The organism is Vibrio sp. SBT000027 (assembly GCF_963894355.1).
Classification (GTDB): Bacteria; Pseudomonadota; Gammaproteobacteria; order Enterobacterales; family Vibrionaceae; genus Vibrio; species Vibrio splendidus.
This window is the reverse complement of the sequence record NZ_CAWQGD010000001.1, coordinates 176,684-191,633: the sequence shown is the minus strand read 5'-3', so window position 1 is coordinate 191,633 and position 14,950 is coordinate 176,684. Positions and strand designations below refer to the sequence as shown.

Genomic DNA, 14,950 nt, shown 5'->3' with positions numbered 1-14,950 from the left:
ACAAAAAACACACAACACAAAACCAATAGGTACAAGGAGAAAGTTCATGGTGGATACATACAACCCGCTTGGCACGGATGGATTCGAGTTTGTTGAATACACGGCCGTTGACCACAAGGGAATTGAGCAACTTAAAGCGCTGTTTGTGTCACTTGGTTTTGCTGAGATCGCCAAGCACCGTTCAAAAGAGGCTTGGCTGTATCGACAAGGTGACATCAACTTTATCGTCAATGAACAGCCTCACAGCCAAGCGGAAGCGTTCGCTAAAGTGCATGGGCCATCGGTATGTGGCATGGCGTTTCGTGTCAACGAAGCAACGGCGGCAATGGAGCAAGCGTTTAAGGGCGGCGGTGAAGAGTACAAAACAGAAATAGGGCCGATGGAACTGAGCATTCCTGCCATTTACGGCATCGGTGAAAGCCTGCTCTATTTTGTGGATCGTTATGGCAAGCAGAGCATCTACGACGTCGACTTCCGGTTCTATGACGATGCGGAACAGCGCATGGCCGAAGCCAATGTTGGTTTGTATGAAATCGACCACCTCACGCACAACGTGAAGCAAGGCAATATGGATGTATGGTCTGGGTTCTATGAGCGTCTTGGTAACTTCCGCGAGATTCGCTACTTCGACATCGAAGGCAAGCTGACAGGCCTTGTGAGCCGCGCCATGACCTCACCGTGTGGCAAAATCCGAATCCCTATCAATGAGTCTTCCGACGACAAATCACAAATCGAAGAGTTTATTCGCGAATACAACGGCGAAGGTATCCAACACATCGCACTCGCCACCGATGACATCTACAAAACCGTGAAGACTCTGCGTGATCGCGGCATGGACTTTATGCCAACCCCAGATACCTACTACGAGAAAGTTGACGATCGTGTAAAAGGCCACGGTGAAGACACCGAACTGCTGCGAGACCTACGCGTTCTGATTGATGGCGCACCGACCAAAGATGGCATCTTGCTGCAAATTTTCACACAGACGGTAATTGGGCCTGTGTTCTTTGAAATCATTCAGCGCAAAGGCAACGAAGGCTTTGGTGAAGGTAACTTCAAGGCGCTGTTTGAATCGATTGAAGAGGACCAGATTCGTCGAGGAGTATTAGACGATGCATAAATGGATCTCGTTTCCTCATCGGGAGGGTGTGTGTTCTAAACAAGCGCACGCCGACTTCCCCGAAGAGGCAATCTATGAGCGAGAAGCCGGCCGAAGTGGATTCTTCGGCCCTGCTGCTCACTTTCATCACCAACACGCCCCAACAGGTTGGTCGGAGTGGGAGGGCGATTTACGTCCTCGCGCTTTTGATTTTACGCTGGTGGAGAAAGCTAGCCAGATAACGCCTTGGGCTGTGCCTCATCTTTTGCACAATGCGGACTGCAAAATTCGTGTGTGGCGCATGGATGAGAAGATGGATTTCTTGGTGCGTAATTCCGACGGTGATGAGCTGCTGTTCATTCATCAAGGCAGCGCCGATCTCTATTGTGACTATGGTCATCTAGCGGTGAGTGAAGGGGATTACGTGATGATCCCGCGCTCGACCAACTGGCGTTTAGAGCCAAGCGAGCCGATGTTTATCTTGATGATTGAGAACACAGACGCGGCTTACTCCTTGCCAGAGAAAGGCATGGTTGGCAATCACGCGGTGTTTGATCCTGCTGTGCTCGACATCCCTTCTATCAATGATCAATTCCGCGCTCAGTATTCAGAAAACCAGACTCAGGTTCAGGTGAAGCGCCACGACAAAGTCAGCGTGATCACCTATCCGTTCAATCCATTGGATGCGATTGGTTGGCATGGCGACTTAGCGGTGGTGAAAGTGAATTGGCGCGATATTAGACCGCTGATGTCACATCGCTACCACTTGCCACCTTCTGCGCACACTACGTTTGTTGGCGCAGGCTTTGTAGTGTGCACCTTTGTACCACGCCCGATTGAGAGCGATCCCGGTGCATTGAAAGTGCCGTTCTACCACAACAATGATGACTACGACGAAGTGTTGTTCTATCACGCTGGTGACTTCTTCAGTCGCGACAATATTGAAGCGGGCATGGTGACTTTCCACCCAGCGGGCTTCACGCATGGGCCCCACCCAAAAGCCTTCAAGGCGGGTCAGGCACACAAGAAGAAGTTTACCGATGAAGTGGCGGTGATGATTGATACTCGCCATGCGCTGCAGTTCTCTGATGAACTCGATAGCGTTGAGAACAAAGAATATGTCTACAGTTGGCAAGACTCTGGTTTGAAAGAAATGGCTGACGATAAGAAATAAGGGACAAGGATGAAATTAGCAACCAAGAAAAATGGCACTCGCGATGGTCTATTGATGGTCGTGAGCAAAGATCTCAAACAATGTGTGGCTGCCACTGAAATCTTCCATGTGATGCACCTTGCACCCACCATGCAGGTGGCTTTGGATAACTGGGACAGCGTGGCTTCTCAGTTAGAAGAGTTATACACCTCGTTAAACAACGGGCATGTGACTGGCAGTGAAGTCTTTGCATCTCAGTACTGTGAATCACCTCTGCCACGCGCATATCAATGGGCCGATGGCAGTGCATATGTCAACCACGTTGAGTTGGTGCGTAAGGCTCGTGGTGCTGAAATGCCAGAAAGCTTCTGGGTCGATCCATTAATGTATCAAGGCGGCTCTGACGCGTTTATCGGCCCTCGTGACAACATCGAATTTGCCAGCGATGAGTGGGGTATCGATTTCGAAGGAGAAGTCGCGATTGTGACCGGTGACGTCCCTATGGGCGCAAGTGCTAAACAGGCGCACGAGTCGATTCGATTACTGATGTTGGTGAACGATGTGTCGCTGCGCGGCTTGATTCCGGCAGAGCTAGCGAAAGGCTTTGGTTTCTTCCAGTCTAAGCCTTCTTCGGCGTTCTCCCCGGTCGCAGTCACACCTGACGAGCTTGGCGAACAGTGGAAAGGCAGCAAGGTACATTTACCGCTGATATCGACCTACAACGACCAGCCTTTTGGTTGTCCGAATGCCGGTATAGATATGACTTTCAATTTTGCAGAGTTGGTTGTGCATGCAGCTAAAACTCGACCATTATCGGCGGGCGCGATCATAGGTTCAGGCACGGTTTCTAATAAACAAGGCACTGACCATGGCACCTCGATTTCTGAAGGTGGTGTGGGATATTCATGTATTGCTGAAGTACGCATGATAGAGACGATTCGTGATGGTAAACCGTCGACTCAATTCATGTCGTTTGGCGACTCGATCAAGCTTGAGATGTTTGATGCAGCAGGTCATTCTATTTTTGGCGCGATAGACCAAAAAGTGAGCCAGTATCGAGCGATATAATCCACGTAATAGGATTTCTGTATGAGCGAGTGCGTCGTGAACAAGAACATTATACTTTACGGTTACTGGCGCTCGTCCGCAGCCTATCGAGTGCGTATTGGGTTGAACCTAAAGCAACTTAACTATGAATCTAAATCGGTGCATTTGGTACGTAATGGCGGCGAGCAGCATGACCCACAATATCGCGATCTCAATGCCAGTGAACTAGTGCCTGTGCTGGTGGATGGTGACGTTCAACTCAATCAGTCACTGGCTATTCTTCAATATCTTGATGAGCACTATTTTTGTGAGAGCAGCCCAGACACCTCGCTGATTCCTGAGCAAACACCACTGCGCTATCAAGCACTGGCGATGGCTCAGGATATTGCGATGGAAATTCATCCTCTTAATAACCTGCGCGTGTTGCAATATTTGGAGAGAGAATTATCTTGCGAACAAGAGGTGAAAATGGATTGGCTTCACTATTGGATGAGCCAAGGTTTCTGTGCTCTAGAAGAGAAGTTGGCAAAGCACAGAAAAGCACATGGCGACTCGATGTATAGCCTCACGGATTCACCATGCATTGTCGATATCTGCTTGGTGCCGCAGGTGTATAACGCGCTGCGCTTTGGCGTTGATATGTCACCTTATCCGCTGATTAACTCGATAGTCGAAGCGTGTAACCAGTTGCCCGCTTTTATTGAGGCGATGCCAGAGAACCAAGCGGATGCGAATGCACCGATGTGAACGTATTGAATTCTTTTCAATGAACTGGAAACGTTATTTGGATTAAATCACGTTATAATTACGATTTGGTATATTTAAAGATATTATGTATTCATTATTTTCAGGTTTAATTTCCAATTTTATGAATATTTATCTCATCTAGTATTAAACGGTCCGAATAAAATAAGCCTCATTATTATTAAATAAGAGGCCTGTTTAATGGATTTATATTAGTGATGGTTATCTCTCGATAACTTTAGTAATAAACAATACCTTCGCCTTTTGTAATCAGAGTACCAGCTTCATTGGTAATTATTTTATCTAAATCAAATAATGAACCAATCGCCGCATTACCCAATCCAGCTTCAACGAACTTACAAACGGCATCAATTTTTGGGCCCATAGAACCAGCAGGGAATGAAAATTCTGCTAAACCAGCAGGTGTTGCTTGCTTCATTTCTGCTTGGTCTTCTTTACCATAGTTACGGAAAATTGAACCATCGGTTAAGATAATAAATAGGTCAGCATGGATTTTTTCAGCCAGTAATTCAGCCGTAAGATCTTTGTCAATGACGCACTCTACGCCAGTACTCTTACCCTGTTCAATACTCACGGGAACACCGCCGCCGCCACAAGCGATAACAAGATTTTCTGTATCTAGAAGAGTTTCAATTTGCTGAATTTCAACAATACTTTTTGGCATAGGAGAAGGCACAACGCGTCGGTAGTACTCGCCATCAGCTTTAAATTGCATTGTGCTTTGAGCCATTAACTCTTTGGCTCGTTGCTCTGTATATACAGGGCCAACAAATTTAGTCGGGTTAGCAAACGCAGGGTCTTTTTTGCATACTTCAGTTTGCGTGACTAGCGTCGCTACGTCTAATTCAGGGTCAATGTTTCTTAGCTCTTGTTGTAACATGTAGCCCACCATGCCACAGGTTTGAGAGCCGAGTACATCCATTGGGTATGGGGTCGTCTCTGGCGAATATTCGCTATAAGCCGCGTTTTGTTCCATCAACAAGCCTACTTGTGGGCCATTACCATGAACGATAACAATCTCATGCTCGCGTGCGATTGCAGCAATACTCGCCGCTGATTTGATTATATTTTCACGTTGGTTCTCAGCCGTTAATGCTTGGCCTCTTGCTAAAAGAGCGTTACCGCCTAAAGCTAATACTATGCGCATGATAATGTCTCCGATCATTTAATAATGATTTTATTTTACGTAGGGATTAACCGCTTGTTTCTAATTAAATTCAAGCTTATTAATAACAATGACTAGGTTTTTAATTACTCTTAAGTAATTAACATGCCGAGATAGTATGGGAAAATAACCGTCCTAAATGTGATAGCTATCAAATTATTATTTCACTAGAAATGGAGCTGTGGAAATGGGAGTTATTGCAATTCGATTAAATATCCATAAGCTTGGATATAATCCAGAGGTGGACTCTTTTTTTGTATAAATGATTCTTCTTTAGTGAATATTATCTCAGGCTATAAAATGATTAATTTTTTATTTTTGTTTTAAATATGACGTTCAGATCGCATTAAGATCTTTAGAAAAGGCACGAAGCCAAACTGATGAGAGGGTTCATGAGCTTAAAGAGTAGTTTAGATTCGGTTTTTATTGGCCAATCAAGGGCTGCTTAAAGTGTTCAGTGTTTAATGCTTCTCCCGTTGCTTGCTTCACTCAGTCATCGGTTTTCAATCGGCTGCCTTTACTTCAGATGTTATCTGACAGCCAAGTGAAAAGTGGAGATAGCTTGCTACGTTCTAGACCTAATCGCTAGAGCGAAACAACGCGCTTTATCTCTTCCAAGACCTCGGCTTTAGCGATAGCCCCGAGGTTTTCTACACTCTTACCATTGATGACCTGTTTCACTGCCAGCTCCACCAGTTTGCCAGAGCGTGTTTTTGGCACATCGCTGATCGCAAATATCTGGCTTGGCACGTGTCTTGGTGAACAAGAGGATTTGAGTTTGCTTTTGATGGCTGTCAGTAACTCATCATCTAGATCCACACCTTGTTGTAGTTGAACAAACAGCCATATCTGTTCGTTGCGGTCGATGTCCTTACCGACTGCGATAGAATCAACTATGCCGTCAATGGTGTTCACTTGTTGATAGATCTCAGCGGTACCAATTCGCACGCCACCAGGGTTGAGTGTGGTGTCGCCTCGCCCGTAGAACAGGTAGCCGCCATGTTCGCTCTGTGAGACTTCATCACCGTGATGCCACACATTATCGAATCTATCCCAATAAGTGCTGTGATAGCGCTCTCCGGTGTCATTCCAGAAGCCAACAGGGAAGTTGGGTAGGGAGTTTGTACACACCAGTTCGCCGCGTTCGTGATTGACCTTTTGACCAGACGAATTGAACACCTTGATGTCGACTCCAAGCCCTGCTTGTTGGCACTCACCGCGATACACAGGCGAGATTGGGTTACCCAAAACAAAGCAGCCACAAATATCCGTGCCACCAGAAATGGACGCTAAATGCAGGTCTTGTTTGATGTGCATGTAGACGTAATCGAACTGCTCTGGGTAGAGCACTGAACCGGTCGAGCACAGTGTTCTTAATTTAGGAAGGTTGTGACTGTCGATCGGTGAGAGTTCCGCTTTCTCAATCGCTTCTAGGTACTTGGCTGAGGTGCCAAATGTCGATACATCAGCTCGCTGCGCTAAATCCCACAGAACGTTAGGTTGCGGATAAACTGGGCTGCCATCAAAGATGACCAAACAAGCCCCGCTGGCGAGTGCAGAGACGTGCCAGTTCCACATCATCCAACCACAAGTGGTGTAGTAGAACACGCGATCTCTCGGTTTAATATCGCAATGAAGCTGATGCTCTTTTAGGTGGTTAATGATGGTGCCGCCAACAGAATGCACAATACATTTTGGCTTGCCTGTCGTACCGGAAGAGTAGAGCACGAACAGAGGCTCATTGAAGCCGACACGAGTAAATCGAAGAGGTTGTGGCTGATAATTATTGGTGATGCTGTGCCAGCTTAGATTCGATACATCGTGTTCAACTTTGTTTTTCTTTAAATCGTTCTTCTCTAAACCGCTCTTCTCTAAATCATTGTTCGGTTTCAAGTAACTGATCTGACACACCTGTTTTAATTCGTTTAAGTGTTCGATGATTTCACGGTTCTTGTCCGTCATGTCGAACGTTTTGCCATTGAAGGTGTAACCATCGCAGGTGAACAGTACCTTGGGTTTCACTTGGCCAAATCGCTCAATCACACTCTCGACGCCAAAGTCAGGTGAGGTTGATGTCCAAATCGCCCCCAAGCTGGTGGTCGCTAGCATTGCGACCACGGTTTGTGGCAGATAAGGGGTATAAGCGGCAACTACATCACCTTGCTCCAAGCCACAATCCAGGAGCCACTGTTGAACACTAGAGACTTCCTCACAAAGGGTTTGCCATGTGTAGCTTTGTTGCTCGCCACGTTCATTCTCAAACCAAATCGCAAGCTCGTTTGGCAACGTTTTTGATGAATGCAGCAAGTTTTCTGCGTAGTTAACTTGAGCATTCGGAAACCACACCGCATCGCGATTTGATTTCGGCTGCTGCCAGCGGCTCTCACCTTGAGTTTTGATGCGCTCGCCTTGTGCTTTATTAATACAGTCTTGCGAGCCGACCATTCCACAAAACTGCCACACGTTCTGCCAAAACGACTCGGGATGTTCCACAGACCATTGATGAAGCTCCGCGTAGTTTTTCAATTCCCGCTCGAGTACGCCCTGCTGATCGAGGCTATCCATAAATCGGGTTACGTTGGCGTGTGCGATACGCTGGTCGCTAGGTTGCCAAATTGGCTTATTGCTCTCGTGCATTCCTTTACCTTTAACAAAAAGTTAACGATTTCAGTCTGGTATTTAGGTTTTACAAAGTCAAAAGATCAGCAAAATAAGGTGTTGCCGGAATTGTGTAAATAAAATGTTACACGATCGCTTGTTTCGAAAAATCGCGCAAATTGGCGGATATAAGGAGTGGAGATAGGCTTAAAGGGAGACATTCGAAAGGAGGTGTGTAATGACTCAATATCATTCTAAGCCCGTGAGCCAAGAGGGATGGGTTGAGTGGAGCCTCGAAGAAGACGCCATTTGGCACGACTTAGTGAAAAGGCAACTGGACGTCATTAATGACCGCGCATGCGATGCCTATTTACACGGTTTGACCCTGCTGGATTTGCCATTAGACAGAGTTCCCCAGCTTCCAGAGGTAAACAAAGTGCTAATGGAAACAACAGGTTGGCAGGTACAGCCTGTGCCTGCGTTGATCGATTTCGATCGTTTCTTTGATTTGCTCGCCAATAAGAAATTCCCAGTGGCGACATTTCTGAGAACGCGAGATGAGTTCGATTACTTACAAGAACCTGATTTCTTTCATGAAATTTTCGGCCATTGTGCCATGCTGACCAATGCCGATTTTGCGACATTCACTGAGCATTACGGAAAACTAGGCCAAGCAGCCACACCTAAACAACGCGCGTATCTTGCCCGTTTGTATTGGTTTACGGTCGAGTTCGGTTTAGTAAAAGAAGGTGATAGGCTGAAAATCTATGGCGGCGGCATTCTTTCATCTCCGGCGGAAACCATGTATGCGTTGGGAGGGGGTTTGGCCGTTCGTGAGAGGTTCGATCTGCAAACGGTTTTGAGAACCCCTTATCGCATCGACATCATACAACCGAAATATTATGTGATTGATGAGCTGTCTGAGCTATTTAAAATCAGTCAGGAAAACCTAGTACAGCAAGCTGATCTCGCGATAGACGAGGGATTACTACCACCACTTTTTGAACCCAAGGAACCAACACATGTTGAATGAACAAAAATGCGAAGCCTGCAGTATCGACGCGATTGCCCTAAGTAAAGACGAGCAACAGTCTTTGCTGTTGGAGTTGTCTGACTGGCAAATCATCGAAAGAGACGGCATCCCACAGCTTGAGAAGGTGTTCAAGTTTAGGAACTATAAACAAGCATGGGCATTCAGCAATAAAGTGTCAGAGTTGGCAGAAGAAGAATTCCATCACCCTTCGATCTTATTGGAGTGGGGCAAAGTCACCGTCACTTGGTGGAGCCACTCAATCAAAGGCCTACACAAAAACGACTTCATCTGCGCCTCACGCTGCGATGTGTTCTCGGAGAGTGAATAGTCCTTCTGGGCTGGGGAAGGACTTCTCCAGCCTCAATGATTTGAATACCCCATTATTCGACTCATTTTATGATTTGAATAATGAGCTTAAACAGCTCATAATATGATTTGAATAAGTGATACTTTCGCATCATGGGGCGTAATATGTGGATTTGGCAGCAAGATAATTGGCCAAACTTTGTTTGGGATAATCAGAGAATAGGCGTGAGGTTAAGAGAAGTACGGCTTAATCAGGGCATCCTATTAGGCAAGATAACCTCTCAATCCGCAGACCAAACGCAAACAATGCTCGATACTTTGCTAGCGAACATTGTCCACTCCAGTGCGATAGAGGGAGAAAAGCTAAATGCCTTCTCTGTTCGTTCTTCTTTAGCTAACAAACTTGGCGTGAGCGAAGAGCGACCTTTTCCTACGACAGAACAAACTGATGGCTTAGCCGAAATTATGTTGGATGCCGTGCAGAACCTCACTGAGCCATTAGCGCTTGATAGGATTTTGCATTGGCACGATAGGCTGTTTCCTCAAGGTTACACCATGTTTAACCCTGTAATCGGAGGTCAGCTAAGAGGTGATACTCCCATGCAAGTGGTATCGGGAAGAATTGACCGTCCGACCGTACATTTTGAAGCACCTAGCCGAGACATTCTTGATGCTGAGTTAGATGCGTTTATCACATGGTTCAATGATTCACTTACCGACGCTACACTCGATCCCTTACTTAGAGCTGCGATAACTCACCTTTGGTTTATCACCTTACACCCGTTAGATGATGGTAATGGTCGTATTACTCGATTGTTGACTGACTTGGCGTTAGCACAGGCCGAGCAGCAGTCGGTACGTTTCTATGCGATGTCGGTGGGGATTCTCGCTAACCGCAAGCATTACTACGAGATATTGGAGCGAACCCAGAAAGGTGGACTCGATATTAGCGAATGGTTGATGTGGTTCTTAGATACGTTAGACGAGACGTTTACAGGCGTTTTCGCTGAGGTTGATCAAACCGTTTATAAGACTAACTATTGGCGAAGTATCGACCAAACTAAGCTTACAACAGAGCAAGTAAAAGTACTGAATAGGATGCTCGATGGTGATTTTTCTGAAGGTATCAATGCCAGCCACTATCAGAAAGTAGCAAAGGTGAGCAGTGCCACTGCAACACGTCATTTGAACGCTTTGATTGAGCATGGCTGCTTAGTCAAATCTGGTTCTGGCGGACGAAGCACCCGCTATCTATTGCCGAAGTAGATCTATACACCCATTCCTATACTTAAAAGCTGCCAATGTTCAGACTGAATGTTGGCAGCTTTTTGTTGATAATGTATTAAAGTCCAAGCTATAAACGCTTTACATTTCATTGTCTAAGTTATTATGATTATTGAATTTTTAGTAATTTAAAATCTAAGGGGTTGAGGTGAAACTTTTGTCACTGCTAGACGTTCAGTTTAATCCACATAGAAGCTTTATAGCGCTTCCAATTGTTTGGATTGTTACATTAGCGATTATAATTACATCTTCTATTTGTGCATTTTTGATAGTGGTACATACTCCCTTACGTTGGGATTTATCCGCAGCGGGTTTTAATAATTTCGTTTCAGTCTTTCGTTTTCCTCTTGGAATTTTGGCTCTAATTATACCAATCATTGCATTGTTGGCTGCTAACCACAGATCTGAACAAACGAAAGAGCAGATAAGGGTAACAAATCAACAAAATACGTTCTCAAATCATTACAAGCATCTAGAGGAATTTAAAAAATATGTGGATATCTTGCAGCTAGATGATTTTGATGACGTACTGCTTCGTAAGCTACATAAAAAGATGTTTCCACGGTCACTTAACGGGGAGATGAGTCTAGATCTTAATGTGGCAGTCCAATTTACTCGCTCATGTAATAATATAATCGATACACTTAACAAAGATTCAAGCCTTATGGGGTGCACCCAAGCTTTGAATGAATGTAACTATATTTATAACGACTTACACTTAAGGAACTCATTTAAATTGCCAGAAGTTAGTAAAGCCGTTGCGTTAAAAATCATCGACAAACAGTTGTCTTTAATATATTCAGTGCTTATGTTTGCACACGATTGTCATGAGTCGGTTGAAGTTTCATATCGTAAAGCGCGAATTGAAGTGAATAAAGCACTACAGCTTAAACACGCTAGCTGATGGAGTGTTCTAACTAAACGCACTTTCCCAAAGTAGCTTGACCTGCATCAGCGACTTGCTGCTTTCTCGTCCTACAACCCCCACTATTGCTCATAGTATTGGTTTTATGAGGCTGCTCTATGATATATTTCTCGACCAAGCGTATTACAGACGAAGGCTAATAATGTCTATCAACCTTTCACTCCTTCCACCCAGTGAGAAAAATAAAATCGAACTGGATAAGCAAGCATCGTTTCTTGTATGGAAACTGAAGCAAGCGAAATGTGGCCCTGAAGCCATTGTTGAAGAAGCAATGAAGCTAGGTGATCCAGAAGAAAAGGCTTGGTTTGATCAGTCTGTTGAAAAATACAAACGAGTAATGGGTGTCGCATAAACGCAGACAAACCTTACCCAGCAAAGCTGTTGAATTGAAATGACGCAGTAATTTGCTAGAATTTGCACCGTTAATTGAATCAGAGAGAAGATCCCGATGGGAAGAAGTTTTGAAGTGCGCAAGGCCTCAATGGCGAAAACTGCAGGCGCAAAAATTAAAGTTTATTCTAAATACGGTAAAGAGATTTACGTACTGGCTAAGAACGGTAGCTCTGACCCAGACATGAACTTACCTCTTAAGCACCTGATTGCTAAAGCGAAGAAAGACCAAGTACCCGCTCACGTTATCGACAAAGCGATCGATAAAGCGAACGGCGGCGGCGGTGAAGACTTCCAACCAGCTCGTTACGAAGGTTTTGGCCCAGGTGGCACAAGCGTAATCGTTGACTGTCTAACTGACAACGGTAACCGTACTTTCCAAGACGTTCGCCAATGTTTCGTTAAAACTGGCGCGAAAATTGGTGTTGAAGGTACTGTTTCTCACATGTTCGCTCACCAAGCTGTATTCCAGTTTGCTGGTGAAGATGACGAGATCATCCTAGAAACGCTAATGATGGAAGACGTAGACGTGACTGACGTTGAGCTAGAAGACGGTGTTATCACTGTATTCGCTCCAACGACTGAGTTCTTCAAAACGAAGACTGCATTACACACTGCGTTCCCTGAGCTAACGCTAGACGTTGAGGAAATCACTTTCGTTCCTCAAACAACTACGCCAGTAGCTGAAGAAGATTCTGAGAAGTTCCAGAAGTTCTTAGACATGCTTGACGACTGTGATGACGTTCAGCAGGTTTACCACAACGCTGAGCTGTAATATCAATCAATAATTGATAGCTTTGCTCTTGTGAGTAGAATGTAGAATACAAAAAACCGAGCCTAGTGCTCGGTTTTTTTATGGGCGTAATTCAGACGTTTATCTGTGAACATAGCTTTTTGATCGTAGATCTTTGATGGCAGCACTTAGGTCATAGCTCCTGAACATTAGCCCTTGATCATCGTTCCGTGATCTCTGATACGCAAAGCGTTCTCGGGCGACAAATCCATGCTGAGAGTTTTCTGATCAAAGGGAGCACGGTGAGGTTGAGCGTGATGGCACACGGCCAAGCAATCAAAAAGCTTTGCAGCCAGGTTGGCGGCCATTCGTGGCTGAATCCCATTTTGTAGCCAGAAATTAACCCAGACATGATAGTCGCCATGGTTAGGGAGGATAAAATCGCGGTTACCCAAAATTGTTTGTTGTTCATATTATGTTTCTCCCGTGATTTTCTGTTGTTGATGAGATAAGGTTACTCCTATCCATTAATGAGAAAAATAGGCACATATAGAAGTATGAATTCCATATTTGGAAACATTGATGATCTGTTCTTATTCTGTGCAGTAGTTGAAGAGGGCTCTTTGCTATCGGCCTCGAAACGGCTGCAACTGCCTGTGTCGACCATGTCGCGTCGGTTAACCGCATTGGAAGAGCGCCTCAATATCCGACTTTTAGAAAAGAAAGGTCGTGAGCTGGTGGCCACCAAAGACGGTGAGGCGGCCTTTTCTGCACTGAGCAGTGGCATGGAGTCGATTCATCACGGCTTTAATAGCTTGCTGGAAGAGCGTGACGCTATCCAAGGCAAGATAAAGCTCGCTGTGCCTCATAACTTCTACAGTGGCTTTCTACGGTCGACGGTAGAGCAATTCCTCACTCAATACCCGAACGTTCAGCTCGACCTTACCCTGAGCCAACAACAGCTTATTCCACAGACCGATCGTGACTTACTGATCACGTTTAAGATCTCGGATATGGAAGGCATGATTGCTCGACCGCTGTTTAAAGCCAAACACGGGTTTTATGCGAGCCCAGAATACTTAGATTCGCGTGCAGCAATAGAAAAGCCGGACGACCTAGAGCTGCAAGATTGGATTAACGTCGATGATGTGTTTGATATGCCGCTCTACAAATCCGACCGCTTAGAGCAGATGATCACGATTAAACCTAAGTTCATCGTCAACGATATTCATGCGGTGGCGGCCGCAGCGCAAAAAGGCTTGGGGCTCGCTTCATTGCCTTTTCGTCATGTATCCCCAGAGATGAATCTGATTCAAGTGCTCCCTGAGTACCATCGGGGTGATCGCCAAGCGTATTTAGTGTACAAAGAAAGAAAATATCAGCCAAAGGCTTTGACCCTGCTTATTGATGCATTGATTGAGAGTGTTCGATCTTTTCATAGCGATGACTTGGTCAAATAAAAGGAGAAACAAATGAAAGTAAGTTTTATCGGGCTAGGCGTTATGGGCTTCCCAATGGCAGGCCACCTAGTCAAAGCCGGTTTTGAAGTAACGGTATTTAACCGCACTCACAGCAAAGCGCTAGACTGGGCTGATAAACACCAAGGTAAAGCGGCAGAATCTGTGGATGAGTGTGTCGCGGAAGCTGACGTGGTATTAGTTTGTGTGGGCAACGATGACGATGTACGCAGCATGACAACCAGCGAAACAGGCGCACTGGCAGCAATGAAGCCAAACGCGATTCTTGTCGACCACACCACAACGTCTGCAGTTCTGTCTGAAGAGCTTGAAATAGCAGCTAAGCAATCGGGTGTTCGCTTTATGGATGCACCAGTGTCTGGTGGCCAAGCAGGCGCAGAAAACGGCGTGTTAACCATCATGTGTGGTGGCGAACAAGCGCTATTCAACGACCTCCAACCTGTATTCGAAGCTTACGGAAAATCGTCAGTTCTGATGGGTAAAGTCGGCCAAGGCCAACGCGCGAAAATGGTTAACCAGATCTGCATTGCAGGCGTACTGAATGGCCTTTCTGAAGGCTTGGTACTTGCTGAAAAATCAGGTTTGGATATCCCAACTCTGGTTGATTGCCTTAAAAACGGCGCTGCTGGTTCATGGCAGATGGAAAACCGTGCCACCACAATGGCGCAAGACAAATTCGACTTCGGTTTCGCCATTGATTGGATGATCAAAGACTTAGGTTTCTGCTTAGATGAAGCTGAGCGCCAAGGCATCCAACTTCCATTGACGGAAAAGACCAACAACGCCTATAAGACACTGTCTGCTGAAGGACAAGGCCGCATGGATACATCAGTATTGATGAAAGCCGTAGTTGAAGAGACGAAGAAGTAGAAAGATCGAAGTAATAGAAACTTCGTTTAGATAATTAAAAATAGCCGCTCACTAGCGGCTATTGTTGTTTGTGTGAACTTAGGAATACAGTGAAAGTGTTTGTT

The 14,950-nt window shown here is 45.5% G+C and carries 15 protein-coding genes; 12 read left to right on the top strand and 3 right to left on the bottom strand.

Annotated elements, in window-relative coordinates:
* Positions 1–46 precede the first annotated feature (46 nt).
* Genes hppD through maiA form a run of 4 tightly spaced genes read left to right on the top strand, consistent with a single transcriptional unit; the run spans position 47 to position 4,046 of the window.
* Positions 47–1,120 (top strand): 4-hydroxyphenylpyruvate dioxygenase, encoded by a 1,074-nt coding sequence (hppD, locus tag AACU28_RS00870; protein ID WP_054542003.1) that lies wholly within the window; start codon positions 47–49, stop codon positions 1,118–1,120.
* Entirely contained in the window at positions 1,113–2,273 is a 1,161-nt protein-coding gene (locus AACU28_RS00865) for a homogentisate 1,2-dioxygenase (RefSeq protein WP_076667470.1), read from the top strand. Before hppD ends, AACU28_RS00865 begins: the two co-directional genes overlap by 8 nt.
* A 9-nt stretch (positions 2,274–2,282) precedes the next feature.
* The gene (locus tag AACU28_RS00860) at positions 2,283–3,320 is read left to right on the top strand and encodes a fumarylacetoacetate hydrolase family protein (RefSeq protein WP_121602124.1); all 1,038 of its coding nucleotides are present in this window, start codon (positions 2,283–2,285) and stop codon (positions 3,318–3,320) included.
* A 21-nt stretch (positions 3,321–3,341) separates the two neighbouring features.
* The gene (maiA, locus tag AACU28_RS00855) at positions 3,342–4,046 is read left to right on the top strand and encodes a maleylacetoacetate isomerase (protein WP_121602123.1); all 705 of its coding nucleotides are present in this window, start codon (positions 3,342–3,344) and stop codon (positions 4,044–4,046) included.
* Positions 4,047–4,281: 235 nt separating this feature from the next.
* Here the strand turns inward: maiA and AACU28_RS00850 are convergent, their stop codons facing one another.
* Together AACU28_RS00850 and AACU28_RS00845 are read right to left on the bottom strand one after the other, a co-directional pair.
* Positions 4,282–5,211: a carbamate kinase gene (locus AACU28_RS00850; protein WP_012601290.1), complete on the bottom strand. Its 930-nt coding sequence runs from the start codon at positions 5,209–5,211 to the stop codon at positions 4,282–4,284.
* A gap of 603 nt (positions 5,212–5,814) precedes the next feature.
* The gene (locus tag AACU28_RS00845; RefSeq protein WP_121602122.1) at positions 5,815–7,866 is read right to left on the bottom strand and encodes an acetoacetate--CoA ligase; all 2,052 of its coding nucleotides are present in this window, start codon (positions 7,864–7,866) and stop codon (positions 5,815–5,817) included.
* Between the two features lie 199 nt (positions 7,867–8,065).
* Between AACU28_RS00845 and phhA the strand changes: the two genes are divergently transcribed.
* The 6 genes from phhA to AACU28_RS00815 all read left to right on the top strand — a co-directional run bounded on the left by phhA (position 8,066) and on the right by AACU28_RS00815 (position 12,540).
* Positions 8,066–8,860 carry a phenylalanine 4-monooxygenase gene (gene phhA / locus AACU28_RS00840; RefSeq protein WP_121602121.1) on the top strand — a complete coding sequence of 265 codons (795 nt, stop codon included), beginning with the start codon at positions 8,066–8,068 and terminating at the stop codon, positions 8,858–8,860.
* Positions 8,850–9,188: a 4a-hydroxytetrahydrobiopterin dehydratase gene (locus AACU28_RS00835; protein WP_121602120.1), complete on the top strand. Its 339-nt coding sequence runs from the start codon at positions 8,850–8,852 to the stop codon at positions 9,186–9,188. Before phhA ends, AACU28_RS00835 begins: the two co-directional genes overlap by 11 nt.
* Before the next feature lie 143 nt (positions 9,189–9,331).
* On the top strand, positions 9,332–10,432 hold the full coding sequence (locus AACU28_RS00830; RefSeq protein ID WP_102454008.1) for a Fic family protein: 1,101 nt from the start codon (positions 9,332–9,334) through the stop codon (positions 10,430–10,432).
* A 166-nt stretch (positions 10,433–10,598) separates the two neighbouring features.
* Entirely contained in the window at positions 10,599–11,354 is a 756-nt protein-coding gene (locus tag AACU28_RS00825; protein ID WP_121602119.1) for a hypothetical protein, read from the top strand.
* Between the two features lie 163 nt (positions 11,355–11,517).
* On the top strand, positions 11,518–11,727 hold the full coding sequence (locus AACU28_RS00820; RefSeq protein ID WP_004732615.1) for a DUF3283 family protein: 210 nt from the start codon (positions 11,518–11,520) through the stop codon (positions 11,725–11,727).
* A 96-nt stretch (positions 11,728–11,823) separates the two neighbouring features.
* A complete protein-coding gene (locus tag AACU28_RS00815; RefSeq protein WP_004732617.1) occupies positions 11,824–12,540 on the top strand; it encodes a YebC/PmpR family DNA-binding transcriptional regulator in 717 nt (238 codons plus the stop codon).
* Positions 12,541–12,718: 178 nt separating this feature from the next.
* Here the strand turns inward: AACU28_RS00815 and AACU28_RS00810 are convergent, their stop codons facing one another.
* Entirely contained in the window at positions 12,719–12,970 is a 252-nt protein-coding gene (locus AACU28_RS00810) for a DUF2798 domain-containing protein (protein ID WP_121602118.1), read from the bottom strand.
* Positions 12,971–13,055: 85 nt separating this feature from the next.
* Between AACU28_RS00810 and AACU28_RS00805 the strand changes: the two genes are divergently transcribed.
* Positions 13,056–13,958, top strand: coding sequence for a LysR family transcriptional regulator (locus AACU28_RS00805; protein WP_121602117.1), 903 nt, complete (start codon positions 13,056–13,058; stop codon positions 13,956–13,958).
* A 12-nt stretch (positions 13,959–13,970) separates the two neighbouring features.
* On the top strand, positions 13,971–14,846 hold the full coding sequence (locus AACU28_RS00800) for an NAD(P)-dependent oxidoreductase (protein WP_121602116.1): 876 nt from the start codon (positions 13,971–13,973) through the stop codon (positions 14,844–14,846).
* Positions 14,847–14,950: the final 104 nt, after the last annotated feature.

Bases quoted from the DNA above. Each gene is read 5' to 3' on its own strand.
- AACU28_RS00820 (WP_004732615.1), top strand. From the start codon at position 11,518: ATGTCTATCAACCTTTCACTCCTTCCACCCAGTGAGAAAAATAAAATC.
- phhA (WP_121602121.1), top strand. From the start codon at position 8,066: ATGACTCAATATCATTCTAAGCCCGTGAGCCAAGAGGGATGGGTTGAG.
- AACU28_RS00800 (WP_121602116.1), top strand. From the start codon at position 13,971: ATGAAAGTAAGTTTTATCGGGCTAGGCGTTATGGGCTTCCCAATGGCA.
- AACU28_RS00865 (WP_076667470.1), top strand. From the start codon at position 1,113: ATGCATAAATGGATCTCGTTTCCTCATCGGGAGGGTGTGTGTTCTAAA.
- AACU28_RS00835 (WP_121602120.1), top strand. From the start codon at position 8,850: ATGTTGAATGAACAAAAATGCGAAGCCTGCAGTATCGACGCGATTGCC.
- AACU28_RS00845 (WP_121602122.1), bottom strand. From the start codon at position 7,866: ATGCACGAGAGCAATAAGCCAATTTGGCAACCTAGCGACCAGCGTATC.
- AACU28_RS00830 (WP_102454008.1), top strand. From the start codon at position 9,332: ATGTGGATTTGGCAGCAAGATAATTGGCCAAACTTTGTTTGGGATAAT.
- AACU28_RS00810 (WP_121602118.1), bottom strand. From the start codon at position 12,970: ATGAACAACAAACAATTTTGGGTAACCGCGATTTTATCCTCCCTAACC.
- AACU28_RS00850 (WP_012601290.1), bottom strand. From the start codon at position 5,211: ATGCGCATAGTATTAGCTTTAGGCGGTAACGCTCTTTTAGCAAGAGGC.
- AACU28_RS00860 (WP_121602124.1), top strand. From the start codon at position 2,283: ATGAAATTAGCAACCAAGAAAAATGGCACTCGCGATGGTCTATTGATG.
- AACU28_RS00805 (WP_121602117.1), top strand. From the start codon at position 13,056: ATGAATTCCATATTTGGAAACATTGATGATCTGTTCTTATTCTGTGCA.
- AACU28_RS00815 (WP_004732617.1), top strand. From the start codon at position 11,824: ATGGGAAGAAGTTTTGAAGTGCGCAAGGCCTCAATGGCGAAAACTGCA.
- hppD (WP_054542003.1), top strand. From the start codon at position 47: ATGGTGGATACATACAACCCGCTTGGCACGGATGGATTCGAGTTTGTT.
- maiA (WP_121602123.1), top strand. From the start codon at position 3,342: ATGAGCGAGTGCGTCGTGAACAAGAACATTATACTTTACGGTTACTGG.